Consider the following 15,278-nt stretch of genomic DNA (forward strand, 5'->3'; position numbering starts at 1 on the left):
CCCGCGCGACCGGCGCGCTCATGTAGCCGGGGGTCGCGGACTTGCCCTCGGTAAGCCCGGCCACGCCGGCCAGAACGGCGACCAGCGCCACGGCGGTCAGGGCAAGGGCTAAGGGCTGGCGCATCGGATCTCTTTCCTTGCTCCAAGCGAATCGATCCGGCATGGGAACGGCGCCGGTTCGCCCGCTTGCGCCCCGAGATAGCGGCGGGCCGTTTCCATCGTTGGTCTTGTCCGTGTCGGGAGGTTTCCGCGAAAGCCGAATTTGTAACGAAAGGTTTCCCCCGCACCCTCGGAAACACTTCCTTACAAATCTCTGCGTGCGCCGGGACGATTGTCGGGCATCATGGTTTCGGGTCACGGCAAGACGCGGCCCAAGGACAGGCGACAGGACGCGACCATGACCAGCCAGACCCTGGCCGAAGCCCGACGGCGCATGACGCTTTGCGTGCCGCGCGGCATAGCGGCCGATGCCGGCGCCCGGCGAATGGAGCCGGTCTCGTTCAGCCTGATCGAGTTTGGCGGCGAAAGGCTGGTCTTTCGGCTGGTCGATGCGCGGGGCGACCTGCTGGACCTGATGCTGAACCCGGTCGTCGCCGGCGCCCTTCGCGATTGCATTGCCTTGCACGAATGCCTCGCCGAGCGCCCGGAGCCGTCCGCCGCGCCTCATGAAGGGCAGGCCGGATCTTCTATGTCGCGGTCCTGAGGACCGTGCAGCATTCCACCGGAAAGAGAGCCAAGACGTGATCTCCCCTTCCCGCTTCCGGGCCCGGCGCTGCTGCTTCTGGCGGCGGGCTGCGCGGCCGTCGGACCCGATCCCGACGACCGCCCCGCGATCCCGCTGCCCGCTACCTTCGCCGAAGGCGAGGCCGCATCGGCCGACACGCTGGCCAGCCAGGCCTTCTGGGCCGCATATCGCGATCCGGTGCTGAACGAGTTGATCGCGCGCGGGCTGAAGCAGAACCTGGACGAGGCCGCCGCGCGCGAGCGCATCCGCGCCGCCGCCGCCGATCTGCGCGGCACCGGGGTTCTGGCGGCCCAGGCATCCGGCTCGGCCGATGCGTCGCGCGAACGCGGCTCGACTGCGGGCGCAGCGGTGCAGAACGTCAACGCCTCCAGCCTCGGCGCCGGTTTCGTGTTCAACCTGTTCGGCGGCGCGAGCGGCAAGGCGCAAGGGCCAGCCTGGAATCCGCCAAGGCGGATCTGGGCACGGCGCGGCTGGCCTGGATCGCCGAGCTGATCGATGCCGATAGCGACGCGCGCTATGATCCGCTGGCGCTGACGCGGCAGACGGTTTCCAGCCGCGAGGAAACCGTCCGCATCACCCGCGAGCAGCGCGAATTCGGTGTGGTCAGCGAATTCGACATGGCTCAGGCCGAGGCGCTTCTTGCTGCTGCGCGGGCCGAATTGCCGGGCTACGAGGCACAGTTCGACGCGCAGGTGTTCGCCATCGCGACCCTGCTCAACCAGCCCGCCTCTTCGGTGCAGGCGCAGATGCGGCGCGGCTCTCGCCAGCCGCGCAGTCCCGGCAGCAGCCGCGCCGGCCTGCCGGCCGACCTGCTGCGCAACCGGCCCGATCTGCGCTCGGCCGAATAGGACCTGGCCGCGCTGGCGCTGCTGACCTGCTCGATTTCGACCGCCCGACGGCCAGTGCCCGGCTCTCGGCCGCCTCGGCCCGCAACCAGGCGGCCAAGGAATGGGCAGCGCTACAGATCGCGACAGGCGCCGGCGCGGGCGAGGTGGTGCTGGTCAGCCGATAAGCGTTCAGTATCCCGTTCCGACTGCTGCATTCGGTCGCCGCTTCCAAAATTCGGCATCCGGCAATCCCGGCGGATGTTGGCCTCGCAGGACGATGGACGATGCGGAATTTCCCCTCCCCTCGCGAGGGGAGATGCAGCACAGGGCAGAGCCGTCGCCGGGATCGGCCCCAGCCGAGTGGCCCCGAATTTCAATCGAAAAGGCTGCATCCGCTGCGCTTGGCGCGGGTCGCGCAGCATCAGCGCCCCCCGCTCTGCAAGTCGCCTGCCACGGTCCCATCGACCGCAGGGGATGATCGCAAATCCCGTCCGAGCGCGGGCGGCAAGCCATTGTCAAGAACGGGCCGAAGCCGGCCCAGCGAACGGCATTCGGATACGGCCTTGCGCATGCGGGCTGACGCTCATCTCACCATCGAGAGGTCTTCGTCGCCGCTTTAACCCGGAAGCTGGGTGATGAATTTTGTCACCAGATAGGCCTCGATCGCCTCCGAGCCCCCCTCGGTGCCATAGCCGGATTCGCGCACACCGCCAAAGGGCACCTCGGGCAACGCCAGCCCCAGATGGTTGATCGTCGTCATGCCCGCGTCGATTTCCAGTCCCAGCCGCTGCATCGTTTCGGCCGAGCGGGTGAAGGCATAGGAGGCAAGGCCAAAGGGCAGCCGGTTCGCCTCGGTGATCGCCTCGTCCAATGTATCGAAGCGATTGACCACGGCGATGGGGCCAAAGGGCTCCTCATGCATGATCCGCGCTGCCAGAGGCACATCGGCCAGCACCGTCGGCGCAAAGAAATTACCGCTGTTGCCGATGCGCTCGCCGCCGATGACCAGCCGCGCGCCCTGTTCGACCGCATCGGCGACTAGTCCCTGCAGGGCGGCGACACGGCGGTCATTCCCCAGCGGTCCCATCTGCACGCCCTCGTCGAAGCCGTTTCCGACGCGGGCGCGGGACAGCGCGGCGCTGAAATCCCCCAGGAAGGGCTCGAAGGCCGCGCCCTGCACCAGAAAGCGCGTGGGCGAAACGCAGACCTGCCCGGCATTGCGCAGCTTGCTGCCCGCCATGGTCTGCGCCGCGCGGGCGATATCCGCATCCTCGCAGATGATGACCGGGGCGTGACCTCCCAGCTCCATCGTGGCGCGCTTCATGTGCTGGCCGGCCAGGGCCGCCAGATGCTTTCCGACCGGGGTCGAGCCGGTGAAGCTGATCTTGCGGATCACCGGATGCGCGATCAGGTATTCCGAGATCTCGGCCGGCACGCCATAGACCAGGTTCACCACCCCCGCCGGCACCCCGGCATCGGCGAAGGCGCGGATCAGTTCGGCAGGCGAGGCCGGGGTTTCCTCGGGCGCCTTGACGATGATCGAGCAGCCGGCGGCCAGCGCACCCGACAGCTTGCGCACGACCTGGTTGATCGGAAAGTTCCAGGGCGTGAAGGCCGCGACCGGCCCGACCGGCAGCTTGATCGCCATCTGCGTGACGCCCGGCATGCGCGCGGGGATGATCTGGCCATAGGCGCGGCGGCCCTCTTCGGCGAACCAGTCGATGACATCGGCGGCGGCCATGGTCTCGCCCCTGGCCTCGGCCAGCGGCTTGCCCTGTTCGCGGGTCATGATGGCGGCGATGGCATCGGCGCGCTCGCGCAGCAGTTCGGCGGCGCGGCGCATGATGCGATAGCGGTCGAAGGCGCCGGTCGCGCTCCAGACCCGGAAGCCGCGCGCGGCGGCGGCCAGCGCCGCATCCAGATCGGCGCGCTCGGCATGGGCCAGCTGGCCGATCACCGCGCCGCTGGCGGGATCGGTGACCGCGATGCTGCGGCCCCCGGCACCCGGCCGCCATTGGCCGTCGATGAACAGAAGCGTGTCGGGATAGGCGGCGGTCATGTCTTTACCTTTTGCTGTTTCAGTCGCGCGGGGCATAGCCCAGGGCCAGGGAAATGGCGCGGGCGGCCTCCATCACAAGCGGCGCGATCTCGCGCAGCTGCTTGCGCTTGATGCGGGAATCGGGGCCGGACATGCCGATGGCGCCGGCAAGCTCGCCCGAGCGGTTCAGGATCGCGCAGGCACAGGCGGCGATGCCCTCGCGCCATTCGCCCTCGGGGACAAGGGCGTGACCCTGCTCGCGTGCGATGCGGATATCCTCGCGCAGTTCGGCAAGCGTGGTGCGGGTGGTGTCGGTATAGCGCTGCATCCGGCCCTCGAAGCGGTCGAGATAGCTGTCGGGCATCTGCGCCAGCATCGCCTTGCCGGTGGCGACGGTATAGGCGGGCGCGCGGGCGCCGACGCTGGTATGGGCGCGGATGTGATGGGCGCTTTCGATCTTGTCGAGATAGACCACCTCGCTGCCATCCAGCACCGACAGATGCACCGTCTCGCCGGTCTGCTCGGCCAGCCGGGCCATGGCGGGGCGGGCGATCCGGGTCAGGTCCATGCGGCGGATGACATGGCTGCCCAGTTCCCAGATCCGGGTGGTCAGCTCGTAATGGCTTTGCGGCGGCACCTGCCGGACATAGCCCTGCGCGATCAGCGTCGCGAGCAGGCGGTGGACATTGCTTTTCGTCAGCCCCAGCGCATTGGCCAGGTCGGTCACGCCTCGCGGCTGGTCGCTGAGCGCAAGCGCCTCGATCAGCCGCAACCCCTTGATGAATGCCTTGTCCATGTCCGGCTTGGTCTTCCCTTGCTGGCGCGGGCCGGCGCGGCCCGCCCTTTTGTCATATATGCCCCAGGCCGCACCGAACAGGCCAGCCCAGGCATCCTTACTGCGCCAGAAGCGCGTTCAGCTGTTCCTGACCGTATTCCTCGTTCGTGGTGGTGCCGTGGCCCGAGGCGGCGCCCCAGTAATCCGGGCTCCATTCGATGGCCTTGGCCAGGTTCTCGGGGTTGTTGGCCCAATACGTGCTGATCTCGGGATCGGCCTGCTCATAGACCAAGGGCGAGGGCAGCGCGACCGGATAGGCCGAGGTCAGTTCCGCCGCGCGCTTGGCATCCAGCCGCCAGGACAGCAGCTTCAGCGCGTTGTCGTAATTCGGCGCGCCCTTGGGGATCGAGAAGAAGTCGTAATAGACGAAGCCCTGGTTCCATTCGACTTCCAGCGGCGCGCCTTCTAGCGCCAGGACCGAGGACGAGCCGGTATAGGCCATGCACATGTCCGCCTCGCCGTCCAGCAGCAGTTGCGGCGCCTGGGCCGAGGTGGTCCACCATTTCGAGACATGCGGCTTGATCTCGGCGATCTTCTTCAGCGCGCGGTCCATGTCGATGGGATAGATCTGGTCCTTGGGCACGCCATCGGCCATCAGCGCGGCCTCCATGACAAAGCGCGGCCAGGCGGGCAGGCAGCGCTTGCCGGGGAACTTCTCGGTATCCCAGAAATCGGCCCAGCTTTCCGGCTGCGCCTCGGCATAGGTGTCGGTGTTGTAGACCATGGCGACACCGATCACCTGCAAGGCCACGCCCTTGGGCCGCTTGAGGTTGTCGGGCATGGTCGCCAGCGTCTCCTGCGCCTCGGGCGACAGCTTGGCATAGTCGATGTCCGCCAGGCAGCAATCGCCCAGCAGGCGGGTTTCCTGGTCGAAGATGAAGGTCAGGTCCCATTCGGTCTTGCCCGCCTCGACCTGCGCCTTGATGCGGGGGCCGGAACGCGCCTCTTGCACCGTCACCACGTCGATGCCGGTTTCCTTCTCGAACGGGTCATACATGACCTCGCGCAGCGCATCGCCATAGGCGCCGCCGGGATCCTGCATCACCACCTCGCCCTCGGCAAGCGCGGGGCCGGCCAGCAGCGCGCCCAGGGCCAGCGCCGAGACCGCGCCGGTCAGTCTGTTCAGTCGCAGCATTCCATCCTCCTCCATTGGAACATTCTTGTGGTTACGCGGGCTTGCCGCGCGTCAGGACCGGCCGGGCCAGGATGATCCCGCCCACGACCAGCAGCACCTCCAGCGTCGAGACGACGGCCAGAACCGGGTTCAGCTGATAGTTGATGTCCGCCCACAGCATCAGCGGCAGGGTCTTCATCCGCGGGCTGGACAGGAACAGCGACAGCACCAGCTCGTCGAACGAATGCAGGAAGGCAAAGAACACCGCCGCCGCCAGGCCCGGCGCGATGGCGGGCAGCGTCACCGTGCGGAACACCGTCAGCGGCGAGGCGCCATGCACCGCGGCCCCCTGCTCCAGCCGCTGGTCCACCGCCTGCAGCGATGCCGCGACGATCACCACCACGATCGGGATGCCGCCGATGGCATGGGCGGCGGCCAGGCCGAGGTAGGTGCCGACCAGCCCCAGCTTCAGAAACAGCGCGTAAAGCGACAGGCCCAGCACCACCGGCGGCACGATCATCGGGCTGACCAGCAAGAGCATCAGCGCGGATTTGTAGCGGATGTTGCTGCGCACTATGCCCATGGCCGCCGTGGCGCCCAGGCTGACCGAGATCGTCGCCGAAAGCAGGGCGATCAGCAGCGAGTTGCGGAAGGCGTTCATCCAGTTGCTGTCGCTGAAGAACTTCTCGTACCAGCGCAGCGACCAGGCGGGCGGCGGAAAGGTCAGGTAGCTGGCCTTGCTGAAGGAAATCACCATCACGACGATGATCGGCACGACCAGCGCGACGATCACCGCCCCGCCCATGATCCGCACCGTCCAGCGCCCCCAGCCGGCGGGCAGCCGCCCCATCAGCCGCAAGAGCGGCCAGCCCAGCAGGTCTGCCAGCACCATGCCGAGCCCCCGGCGCGGCGCCTGCACGCGGGCCGCCGTGGCGACGGGCTTGGGCTTGCCATCGCCCAGCTTGCCGCCGCCCCAGATGAACTCGAACCCCATGATCCGGCCGGCGACGCCGACCACGACCAGGGTGATGACCAGCAGCACCACGGCCAGCGCCTGCAGGAACCCCTCGCCGGTGATGGAATCGGCCTGCTGGGTGATGTGCATGGCGAACATCTGGTCGCCCGGCCCGCCCAGCAGCGTGGGCGTGATGAAGAACCCCAGCGCCGCCACGAAGACCAGCAGGAAACCCGCGCCGATTCCCGGCAGCGTCAGCGGCAGCAGCACGCGCCAGAACACCGCCAGCGGCCCCGCGCCCGAGGCCAGCGCCGCGCGCGTCAGGCTGCCGTCCAGCCGCGCCACCGAGGCATAGATGCTGAGCACCATCAGCGGCAGCAGCACCGCCGTCATGCCCAAGAGCACCGAGCCCCGGTTGAACAGCAGCGCCAGCGGCGTGTCGATCAGCCCCAGCATTTGCAGCAGCTTGTTGATCGGGCCGTTGCGGCCCAGCAGCACCATCCAGGCATAGGTGCGGATCAGGATGGCGATGAAATAGGGCAGGATCACCGCCGTCGCGATCAGGATCTGGATGATGCCGCGCGTGCGATGGATCAGCAGCGCCGTGGGATAGCCCAGCAGCACGCAAAGGCAGGCCACCGTGAAGGCGATCTTCATGGTGCGGACCAGCGATTCCCAGTAAAGCGGGACCGAGAACACCCGCTCGAAATGCGTGGACCAGGTCGGGCCGGACATGCTGACCCGGAACAGGTCGATCAGCGGCAGCAGATAGATCACCGCCAGGAACAGCACCGCCGGCACCAGCAGCAGCGCCGGGCTTTTCAGCCGCTGCGCCAGGGGCGTGCGGGGGGCGGCAAGGGTCGCGTCGCTCATGACAGCACCCAGCTGTCGGCGGCGCCCCAGCCGACATGCACCTGCGCGCCGAGCTCGGGCAGCTCGCGCCCGGCGATGTCGGGGCAGCGGATCAGCAGGCGCTGGCCGTCGTCCAGCATCACCTCGATGCGCAGCACCTCGCCCAAAAACAGCGCCGAGGTCACGGTCGCGGGCAGGGTGCCGGGCGCGGGGGCGGCGTGGATCGCGATGCGCTCGGGGCGGATCAGCACGGTGGCGCTGTCGCCGGACACGCCATGGCGCGATTCCGCCTCGAAGACATGGCCGCCGGGGGTGCGCAGCGTCAGGACGCAGCCGTTTCGGCCCAGCACCTGCGCGTCGATCAGGTTGCTTTCGCCCACGAAACCCGCGACGAATCGGCTTTGCGGGCGGCGATAGATCTCGGCCGGGCGGGCGATCTGCACGATATGGCCCGCGTCCATCACCGCGATGCGGTCGGACATGGTCAGCGCCTCGGACTGGTCATGGGTCACGAAGAGGATGGTCGAGCCGATGGCCTGGTGCAGTTCGCGCAGTTCGATCTGGATCGATTCGCGCAACCGGCGGTCCAGCGCGCTCAGCGGTTCGTCCATCAGCACCACGCGCGGGCGCATGACGATGGCGCGGGCGATGGCCACGCGCTGCTGCTGACCCCCCGACATCTGCGCCGGCAGCTTGGCGGCATGGTCGGACAGCCGCATCATCTCCAGCGTCTCGGCCACGCGGCGGTCGGTTGTCTCGCGGTCGATCCTGGCCATGCGCATGGGAAAGCCCACGTTCTGCGCCACGGTCATGTTCGGAAACAGCGCATAGCTCTGGAAGACCATGCCGAAGCCGCGCCGATGCACCGGCACGTGCTGGATCGGCTTGCCATCGACCAGGATCTGGCCGCCGTCGAGGCTCTGGAACCCGGCAAGCAGGTTCAGCAGCGTGGTCTTGCCGCTGCCCGAGGGGCCGAGCAGCGTGATGAACTCGCCCGGTTCGATGTCCAGGCTGATGCGGTCGGCCGCGACGAAGGCGCCGTATCTCTTGACCACCTCGCGGATCGAGATGCCGGCGCCGATCGCCTCTTGCGCCCGCACGGCGGCAGTGGTCGTGGTGCCGGACGTTTCAAGGCGCATCTCGCGCCGCGCCAATGTCTGCGCCATCATTTCCTCCCTCGTTCCATATTATAGAACGCTATTCTGTATTTTATTGTCGGCGCTCTGCCCCGCTTGTCAAGAATTTCCGACGGGCGGGCGAAATTTCTGCAAAATGCCGCGATGGGAATGGATTGACTTGCCGGTTTGGCTCTGCCTATCATGATTTTCAGAACTATGTTCCATATTTTGGAACACGCGGGAGGAGGGGAACGATCATGCCACAGGATCTGCGCGCCATGGCCCGCCGCGTCACGCCGGGCATGTCGCTGGCGCTGCCGGTGGATTACGCCGGGGTCTCGATGGCGATGACCCGGCCGCTGATCGAGCATGGGGCGGGCGGGCTGCACCTGGTCTGCGTGCCGACCGGCGGCCTGCAGGTGGACATGCTGATCGGTGCCGGGCTGGTCGCCACGGTCGAGACCAGCGCCCTGTCGCTGGGCGAGGCCGGGGGCGCGCCGCGGTTCAACGATGCCGTGCGACAGGGCGGCATCCGCATCCTCGACGCCACCTGCCCCGCGATCCATGCCGGGCTGATGGCGGCGCAGAAAGGCGTGCCCTTCCTGCCGATACGCGGGCTGATCGGCTCGGACGTGCTGGCGAACCGCCCCGACTGGCGGGTGATCGACAACCCCTTCGCCGCGGGCGATCCCGTCGCGCTGATCCCGGCGATCCGGCCCGACGTGGCGATCTTTCACGCGCCGATGGCCGACCGCGAAGGCAATGTCTGGATCGGCCGCCGGCGCGAGCTGGCCGCCATGGCCTATGCCGCGACCGAAACGCTGGTGACGGTGGAACGCATCGTGGACCGCAGCCTGCTGGCCGACGAGATGACCGCGGCCGGCACCCTGCCCGCGCTGTACGTCGGCGCCGTGGCCGAGGCGCCGCGCGGCGCCTGGCCCTATGGCCTCTGGGGCGAATATGCCTCCGACACGGATGAGCTGATGCGCTATGCCGCCGCCGCCCGCACGGCCACGGGCTTTGCCGAATACATGGCGGGCTTCATGGGGCAGGAGATGCCGGCATGAGCGCCGCCCTGCCCCGCGAGATCCTGATCTGCACCATCGCCCGGCTGCTCGACGGCGTGCGCCATGTCGCGGTCGGCGCCTCCTCTCCCATGCCTGCCGCAGGCGCGATGCTGCGCCGGGCGCTGGACGACGGCCAGCGTCCGGTGCGCCTGTCGGTCCTCGGCTCGGTCGAGCATAATTTCTTCACCAACGGCTCGGCAGAACTGTTCGACAGCGCGGGCCAGGGCCGGCTGGATGCCTTTTTCCTGGGCGGCGGCCAGATCGACGGCCAGGCCAACGTGAACCTGGTCGGCGTCGGCGACTATCCGCAGGTCAAGGTGCGCTGGCCCGGCTCGTTCGGCTCGGCCTATCTGTATTTCACCGTCCCGCGCGTGATCCTGTTCCGCGAAGAGCATTCGCCGCGCGTGCTGGTGGACAAGGTCGATTTCATCAGCGCCCCCGGCACCAGCGCCCCCGGCGTTTATCGCGCCGGCGGGCCGGTCGCGCTGCTGACCGGCAAGGCGCTGTTCCGCTTCGACAAGGCGCGGCCGGGCTTCACGCTGGAAAGCGTCCACCCCAGCCATGACCTGGACGAGATCCGCGCGGCGACCGGCTTTGCCTTCGACCATGCGGAAACGCCCGCCGCCACCCCTGCCCCCGACGCCGCCACCCTGTCGCTGCTGCGCGGCCGGGTGCTGGATGAGCTTGCCGAAACCTACCCCGCCTTCGCCGCCGAATGGCGCAGCGACCTGGCGGCCCTGACCCGCGAAGGAAGCCCCGCATGATCAATCCCGGATCGCTCGCCAATCTTCGGGTCATCGACGCCAGCCGCGTGCTGGGCGGTCCCTATGCCGGCCAGATCCTAGCCGATCACGGCGCCAACGTCGTGAAGCTGGAACCCCCTGCGGGCGACGAGACGCGCGGCTGGGGCCCGCCCTTCCTGGGCGATGCGGCCAGCTATTTCCTGGGCCTGAACCGCAACAAGCGCGGCATCGCCGTGGACCTGTCGCAAGAGAGGGGGCGCGAGCTGCTGTTGGCGCTGCTGGAAGACGCCGATGTGCTGATCGAGAATTTCAAGACCGGCACGATGGAGCGCTGGGGCCTGGGCCGGGACGAACTCGCGCGGCGCTTCCCCCGGCTGGTGCATTGCCGCGTCTCGGGCTTCGGTGCGGACGGGCCGATGGGCGGGCTGCCCGGCTACGACGCCGCGATCCAGGCGCTTTGCGGCATCATGAGCGTGAATGGCGAAGCGGGCGGCCAGCCGCTGCGCGTGGGCCTGCCGGTGGTGGACATGGTGACGGGCCTCAACGCCACCATCGGCATCCTGATGGCGCTGAGCGAGCGCGCGACCAGCGGCAAGGGCCAGTTCGTCGAGACCAGCCTTTACGATTGCGGCGTCTCGCTGCTGCATCCGCATTTGCCGAACTACTACCTCTCGGGCAAGGTGGCGGGGCCCTCGGGCAATGCGCATCCCAACATCTGCCCCTATGACACCTTCGCCACCGGGTCCGAGCCGATCTTCCTCGCCGTCGGCAACAATCGGCAATTCGCCACGCTCTGCGCCATGATCGGCCGGCCCGACCTGCCTGACGATGCCCGATTTGCCTCGAACAGCCAGCGCAACATCCACCGCGACGCGCTGAAGGCCGAGCTTGAGGCGGCGCTGGCGTCCTTTGACTGCGCCGATCTCTCGGACCGGCTGATCAAGGCCGGCGTGCCCTGCGGTGCGGTGCGCACAATCGACCAGGTGATCGCCGACCCGCATACGATCCACCGCGAGATGGTGGTGGACATCGGCGACTATCGCGGCACCGGCAGCCCGATCAAGCTGTCGCGCACCCCCGCCAGCTATCGCCGCGCGCCGCCCGGCTTTGCCCAGCACACGGGCGAAGTCATGGCGGAACGCGCGCTGGACCCCGACAGCTACCGCGAGGTGCTGCCGGGCCTTGACCCCGAAGAGAAAGCCGCGAGGAAAGCATGACGGACCGCCTGACCATCGGCATCATCGGCGACGGCTTCATGCAGCCGGGCTTCTTTGAAACCGCGCTGCGCGAGCAACTGCCCGGCCGCGCGCTGACCATCCGCAGCATGGAGGTCGACTGGCCGCTGCGGCTGAAATCCACCAAATACGACCCCACCCTGCCCGTGGGCGAATTCGTCGGCCGCCCCGAGGATTATTTCGACTTCCTCGCCGATCTCGACATTCTCGTCACCCATCTGGCGCCCATCACGGCCGACAGCCTCGACCATGCCCCCCGGCTCAAGGCCATCGCCGTGTCGCGCGGCGGGCCGGTGAATATCGAGATGGCGGCGGCCCGCGCGCGCGGCATCCCGGTGGTGAACACGCCCGGCCGCAATGCCTCGGCCGTGGCGGAGTTCACCGTCGGCTCGCTGCTGGCGGAAACCCGCAACCTGATCCGGGGCCATATGGCCGTCGCCAGCGGGCGGTTCGGGCGCGAATTCTATCACTACGCCAACACCGGCCCCGAACTGTGCGAGCTGACCGTCGGCATCGTCGGCTATGGCGACATCGGCACGCGGGTCGCACGGCTGTTGCAGCCCTTTGGCTGCGGCATCCTGATCTACGACCCGTTCAAGGAACTGACGCCCGAGGAAAAGGCCGCCGGTTTCCAAAAGGCCGAGCTGGACGACCTGATGGCGCGGGCCGACGTGGTGACGCTGCACCCCCGCGTCACGCCCGAGACCAAGGGCATGATCTCGCGCGCGCGGATCGCGATGATGAAGCCCGGCGGCTATATCGTGAACACCACGCGCGGGCAGGTGCTGGACTATGGCGCGCTTTACGACGCGCTGGTCTCGGGGCAGTTGCGCGGCGCCGCGCTGGACACGTTCGAGCCCGAGCCGCCGCCCGCCGACTGGCCGCTGTTGAAGCTGCCCAACGTCACGCTTTCGCCGCATATCGCCGGCGCCTCGCGCCATTCCGCGATCAAGGCCGCGACCATGATCGCCGGCGACATCGCGCTGATCCTTGACGGCAAGCCGCCGCTCCATCCTTGCAAGTGAGGCATCCCATGACCGACGAAGAACGCGCCCTGCGCCTTGAGCTGATCGAATCCTGCCGCGCCATGAACCGGCTGGGCATCAACAAGGGCACCTCGGGCAATATCAGCGTCCGCCATGGCGACGGCTTCCTGATCTCGCCCACCGGCATCCCCTATGACAAGCTGCAGCCCGAGCATGTCGTGGCGATGAACTGGGACGCGACCTATGCCGGCGAGGTGCAGCCCTCGTCCGAATGGCGCTTTCACCGCGACATCCTGCAGGCGCGTCCCGACCTGAACGCGGTGGTCCATACCCATTCGACCCATGCCACGGCGCTGTCGATCCTGGGGCGCGAGATCCCGGCGATCCATTACGTCATCGCCGCCGCCGGCGGCGGCAGCATCCGCTGCGCGCCCTATGAGCTGTTCGGCACGCAGGAACTGGCCGACCGCGTGGTCGCCGCGCTGGAGGGGCGCCGCGCCTGCCTGATGGCGCATCACGGCGTCATCGCCGCCCATGCCAATATCGCCCGCGCGCTGGCGCTGGCCGTCACGGTCGAGGAGCTGGCCAGGCAATACCTGCTGTGCCTGCCGCTGGGCGAGCCGCCGGTGCTGTCGGACGAGCAGATCGCCGAGGTTCTGGTCAAGTTCAAGACTTATGGCCAGCAAGGCAGCGCCGCGCTGGAAGGGCTGCGCCAGGCGTCCTGATGGCTGTGCTGCTTTGCCTCGATTCCGGCACGACCTCGGTCAAGGCGGCGGCCTTCGACGAAGCCGGGCGCCTCTTGACCCAGGCCGAGCGCCCGAACGGCGCGCTGCAACGCGAGGGCGCGCGGGTCGAGCAGGACATGCACCGGACCCGCGCCGAAGCGCTGTCCGTGCTGCGCGACTGCGCGGCGCAGGCGACGGGCCCCTTCGCGGGGCTGATCGTCACCGGGCAGGGCGACGGGCTATGGCCGGTGGATGCGGGCGGCCAGCCGGTCGGGCGGGCGCTGACCTGGCTCGACGGGCGCGCGCGCGGGCTGGTGGCCGCGATGGCGCCGGCGCTGGACGCGGTGCAGGCGGCGACCGGGTCGCGGCCGACCGCCGCCTCGGCCAGCCTGCAGCTTCTGTGGCTTCAGCAAAACGACCCCGCCCGCCATGCCCGCATTACCCATGCCCTGCGGCTCAAGGAATGGCTGTTCCTGGCGCTGACCGGGCAGCCGCTGGCCGAGCCGACGGCGCTGCTGCCGGTCTGGGGCGACTGGCGCAGCGGCGCGCTGGCGCCGGTGGTGGCGGAAAGCCTTGGCCTGTCGCGCGGGACCGAGCTGCTGCCCGACCTGGCCCCCGTCGGCGCGGCGCGGGCCGGGCTGTCCCAAGCCGCGGCCGAGGCGACCGGCCTGCCGCAGGGCCTGCCGGTGCTGCTGGGTCCGGGCGACGTGCAGGCGACGTTGGTCGGGCTCGGCCTCGGCAGCCGGGCCGGCGTCGGCCGCGCCTCGATCTTCGGCACCAGCGCGATCCATGCCTGCCTGCTGGACGATCCCGCCGCCATGCCGCAGGCCCCTGCCGGGGCGATGATCCAGCAATTCGCGCTTGGTCCCGGCTACCTGTGCTTTCACCCCTGTTTCAACGGCGCCACGCTGCTGCATCACCTGTCGCGCCGCTTTGCCGACCTGCCCGCCGCGCCCGCACCGGACTATTCGGCGCTGATCCTGCATCCCTTTCTTGAGCCGGGCGGTGAGCGCGCGCCCTGGACCGACCCCCATGCCTCGGGCGCGGTCATCGGCCTGACCGCGGCCAGCACCCCCGCGCAAATCGCCTGGGCGGGGCGCGAGGCGCTGGCCTTCGTCACCCGCGCCAGCCACGCGATGATGGGCGCGCCCGGCGGCGCCCTGTCGCTGGGCGGCGGGCTGGCGGGCGACGAACATTTCGCCCAGTTCCTCGCGACCGTCACCGGCTGCACGGTGCAGCGCCGTCCCGGCAGCCATGCCGGCCTGCGTGGCCTTGCCGCCATCGCCGCGCGCTTCCTGCTGGACGCCCGCGACCCCGCGCCATGGATCGGACCTGCCGGGCACGGGCTTGCGCCCGACCCCGGCCCCGTCGCAGCCTATGCCGAAGGCAAATACCGCCTGTTCGCCGCCCTGCTGGAGGCCGTGTCCCCGTTGTGGGAACCGCTCTCCGACCTGCGCGGACAGGCCGAAAAACTGATGGAGACCCCATGAACGGCGCCGATCTTCTGTGCGAAACCCTGCTGGCGAACGGCATCGACACCTGCTTCGCCAATCCCGGCACCTCCGAGATGCATTTCGTCGCGGCGCTGGACCGCCAGCCGCGGATGCGCTGCGTGCTGGGCCTGTTCGAGGGCGTCGTGACCGGCGCCGCCGACGGCTATGCCCGCATGGCCGAGAAGCCGGCAGCGACGCTGCTGCATCTCGGCCCCGGCCTGGCGAACGGGTTGGCGAACATGCACAACGCGCGGCGCGCGCGCTCGCCCATGGTCAACGTGGTGGGCGACCATGCGACCTGTCATCTGCCGCTGGATGCACCGCTGACCAGCGACATCGACAGCCTCGCCCGGCCGATGTCGCATTGGGTCGGCCGGGCCGAGGCCGCCGATGCCGTGGGAAGCCGCACCGCCGAAGCCATCGCGGCGGCGCGGGCCGGCGCCGGCGGCATCGCCACGCTGATCCTGCATGCCGACGCCGCCTGGACCCGGACCTCGGCCCCGGTGCCGGTGGCGGTGGTCCCCGCCGCCCCCGCCGCCCCCGAT

At 69.0% G+C, this 15,278-nt stretch carries 15 protein-coding genes; 10 read left to right on the plus strand and 5 right to left on the minus strand.

The genetic code is table 11. The features are described 5' to 3' along the window. The first annotated feature begins 397 nt into the window (after nucleotides 1-397). The 3 genes from IT40_RS24215 to IT40_RS30325 all read left to right on the plus strand — a co-directional run bounded on the left by IT40_RS24215 (nucleotide 398) and on the right by IT40_RS30325 (nucleotide 1,593). On the plus strand, nucleotides 398-703 hold the full coding sequence (locus IT40_RS24215) for a hypothetical protein (RefSeq protein WP_147307336.1): 306 nt from the start codon (nucleotides 398-400) through the stop codon (nucleotides 701-703). A gap of 231 nt (nucleotides 704-934) precedes the next feature. Then, a complete protein-coding gene (locus IT40_RS30320; protein ID WP_243700304.1) occupies nucleotides 935-1,237 on the plus strand; it encodes a hypothetical protein in 303 nt (100 codons plus the stop codon). Next, the gene (locus tag IT40_RS30325; protein WP_243700305.1) at nucleotides 1,201-1,593 is read left to right on the plus strand and encodes a TolC family protein; all 393 of its coding nucleotides are present in this window, start codon (nucleotides 1,201-1,203) and stop codon (nucleotides 1,591-1,593) included. The genes IT40_RS30320 and IT40_RS30325 overlap by 37 nt, the downstream gene beginning before the upstream one ends. A gap of 595 nt (nucleotides 1,594-2,188) precedes the next feature. Here the strand turns inward: IT40_RS30325 and IT40_RS24225 are convergent. The 5 genes from IT40_RS24225 to IT40_RS24245 all read right to left on the minus strand — a co-directional run bounded on the left by IT40_RS24225 (nucleotide 2,189) and on the right by IT40_RS24245 (nucleotide 8,532). After that, on the minus strand, nucleotides 2,189-3,631 hold the full coding sequence (locus tag IT40_RS24225) for an NAD-dependent succinate-semialdehyde dehydrogenase (RefSeq protein WP_036760542.1): 1,443 nt from the start codon (nucleotides 3,629-3,631) through the stop codon (nucleotides 2,189-2,191). A gap of 19 nt (nucleotides 3,632-3,650) precedes the next feature. Further along, nucleotides 3,651-4,406, minus strand: a complete 756-nt coding sequence (locus tag IT40_RS24230) for an IclR family transcriptional regulator (protein WP_036760543.1) — start codon at nucleotides 4,404-4,406, stop codon at nucleotides 3,651-3,653. 97 nt (nucleotides 4,407-4,503) lie between these two features. Then, nucleotides 4,504-5,580 carry an extracellular solute-binding protein gene (locus tag IT40_RS24235; RefSeq protein WP_036760561.1) on the minus strand — a complete coding sequence of 359 codons (1,077 nt, stop codon included), beginning with the start codon at nucleotides 5,578-5,580 and terminating at the stop codon, nucleotides 4,504-4,506. A 31-nt stretch (nucleotides 5,581-5,611) separates the two neighbouring features. Next, complete coding sequence (locus IT40_RS24240) at nucleotides 5,612-7,387, minus strand: ABC transporter permease subunit (RefSeq protein WP_036760545.1); 1,776 nt, start codon at nucleotides 7,385-7,387, stop codon at nucleotides 5,612-5,614. After that, a complete protein-coding gene (locus tag IT40_RS24245; RefSeq protein ID WP_036760563.1) occupies nucleotides 7,384-8,532 on the minus strand; it encodes an ABC transporter ATP-binding protein in 1,149 nt (382 codons plus the stop codon). The genes IT40_RS24240 and IT40_RS24245 overlap by 4 nt, the downstream gene beginning before the upstream one ends. A gap of 209 nt (nucleotides 8,533-8,741) precedes the next feature. Between IT40_RS24245 and IT40_RS24250 the strand changes: the two genes are divergently transcribed. The 7 genes from IT40_RS24250 to IT40_RS24280 all read left to right on the plus strand — a co-directional run. Further along, a complete protein-coding gene (locus IT40_RS24250; protein WP_036760546.1) occupies nucleotides 8,742-9,551 on the plus strand; it encodes a CoA transferase subunit A in 810 nt (269 codons plus the stop codon). Then, nucleotides 9,548-10,315, plus strand: coding sequence for a CoA-transferase (locus IT40_RS24255; protein ID WP_036760547.1), 768 nt, complete (start codon nucleotides 9,548-9,550; stop codon nucleotides 10,313-10,315). Before IT40_RS24250 ends, IT40_RS24255 begins: the two co-directional genes overlap by 4 nt. After that, entirely contained in the window at nucleotides 10,312-11,511 is a 1,200-nt protein-coding gene (locus tag IT40_RS24260) for a CaiB/BaiF CoA transferase family protein (RefSeq protein ID WP_036760549.1), read from the plus strand. The genes IT40_RS24255 and IT40_RS24260 overlap by 4 nt, the downstream gene beginning before the upstream one ends. Then, the gene (locus IT40_RS24265) at nucleotides 11,508-12,554 is read left to right on the plus strand and encodes a 2-hydroxyacid dehydrogenase (RefSeq protein ID WP_036760550.1); all 1,047 of its coding nucleotides are present in this window, start codon (nucleotides 11,508-11,510) and stop codon (nucleotides 12,552-12,554) included. Before IT40_RS24260 ends, IT40_RS24265 begins: the two co-directional genes overlap by 4 nt. Before the next feature lie 8 nt (nucleotides 12,555-12,562). After that, nucleotides 12,563-13,240, plus strand: a complete 678-nt coding sequence (locus IT40_RS24270) for a class II aldolase/adducin family protein (protein ID WP_036760552.1) — start codon at nucleotides 12,563-12,565, stop codon at nucleotides 13,238-13,240. Beyond that, the gene (locus IT40_RS24275; protein ID WP_036760554.1) at nucleotides 13,240-14,730 is read left to right on the plus strand and encodes an FGGY family carbohydrate kinase; all 1,491 of its coding nucleotides are present in this window, start codon (nucleotides 13,240-13,242) and stop codon (nucleotides 14,728-14,730) included. Before IT40_RS24270 ends, IT40_RS24275 begins: the two co-directional genes overlap by 1 nt. Then, nucleotides 14,727-15,278, plus strand: a 552-nt coding sequence (locus tag IT40_RS24280; protein WP_036760557.1) for a thiamine pyrophosphate-binding protein, incomplete at its 3' end; no start/stop codon positions are given. The genes IT40_RS24275 and IT40_RS24280, both read left to right, overlap by 4 nt.

Origin of the sequence: Paracoccus versutus, assembly GCF_000763885.1 — a bacterium.
Lineage (GTDB): Bacteria > Pseudomonadota > Alphaproteobacteria > Rhodobacterales > Rhodobacteraceae > Paracoccus > Paracoccus versutus.

Coding starts and splice junctions, on each gene's coding strand:
- IT40_RS24260 (WP_036760549.1), top strand. CDS start 10,312: ATGATCAATCCCGGATCGCTCGCCAATCTTCGGGTCATCGACGCCAGC.
- IT40_RS24235 (WP_036760561.1), bottom strand. CDS start 5,580: ATGCTGCGACTGAACAGACTGACCGGCGCGGTCTCGGCGCTGGCCCTG.
- IT40_RS24215 (WP_147307336.1), top strand. CDS start 398: ATGACCAGCCAGACCCTGGCCGAAGCCCGACGGCGCATGACGCTTTGC.
- IT40_RS24250 (WP_036760546.1), top strand. CDS start 8,742: ATGCCACAGGATCTGCGCGCCATGGCCCGCCGCGTCACGCCGGGCATG.
- IT40_RS24225 (WP_036760542.1), bottom strand. CDS start 3,631: ATGACCGCCGCCTATCCCGACACGCTTCTGTTCATCGACGGCCAATGG.
- IT40_RS24240 (WP_036760545.1), bottom strand. CDS start 7,387: ATGAGCGACGCGACCCTTGCCGCCCCCCGCACGCCCCTGGCGCAGCGG.
- IT40_RS24230 (WP_036760543.1), bottom strand. CDS start 4,406: ATGGACAAGGCATTCATCAAGGGGTTGCGGCTGATCGAGGCGCTTGCG.
- IT40_RS24270 (WP_036760552.1), top strand. CDS start 12,563: ATGACCGACGAAGAACGCGCCCTGCGCCTTGAGCTGATCGAATCCTGC.
- IT40_RS24245 (WP_036760563.1), bottom strand. CDS start 8,532: ATGGCGCAGACATTGGCGCGGCGCGAGATGCGCCTTGAAACGTCCGGC.
- IT40_RS24255 (WP_036760547.1), top strand. CDS start 9,548: ATGAGCGCCGCCCTGCCCCGCGAGATCCTGATCTGCACCATCGCCCGG.
- IT40_RS24275 (WP_036760554.1), top strand. CDS start 13,240: ATGGCTGTGCTGCTTTGCCTCGATTCCGGCACGACCTCGGTCAAGGCG.
- IT40_RS24265 (WP_036760550.1), top strand. CDS start 11,508: ATGACGGACCGCCTGACCATCGGCATCATCGGCGACGGCTTCATGCAG.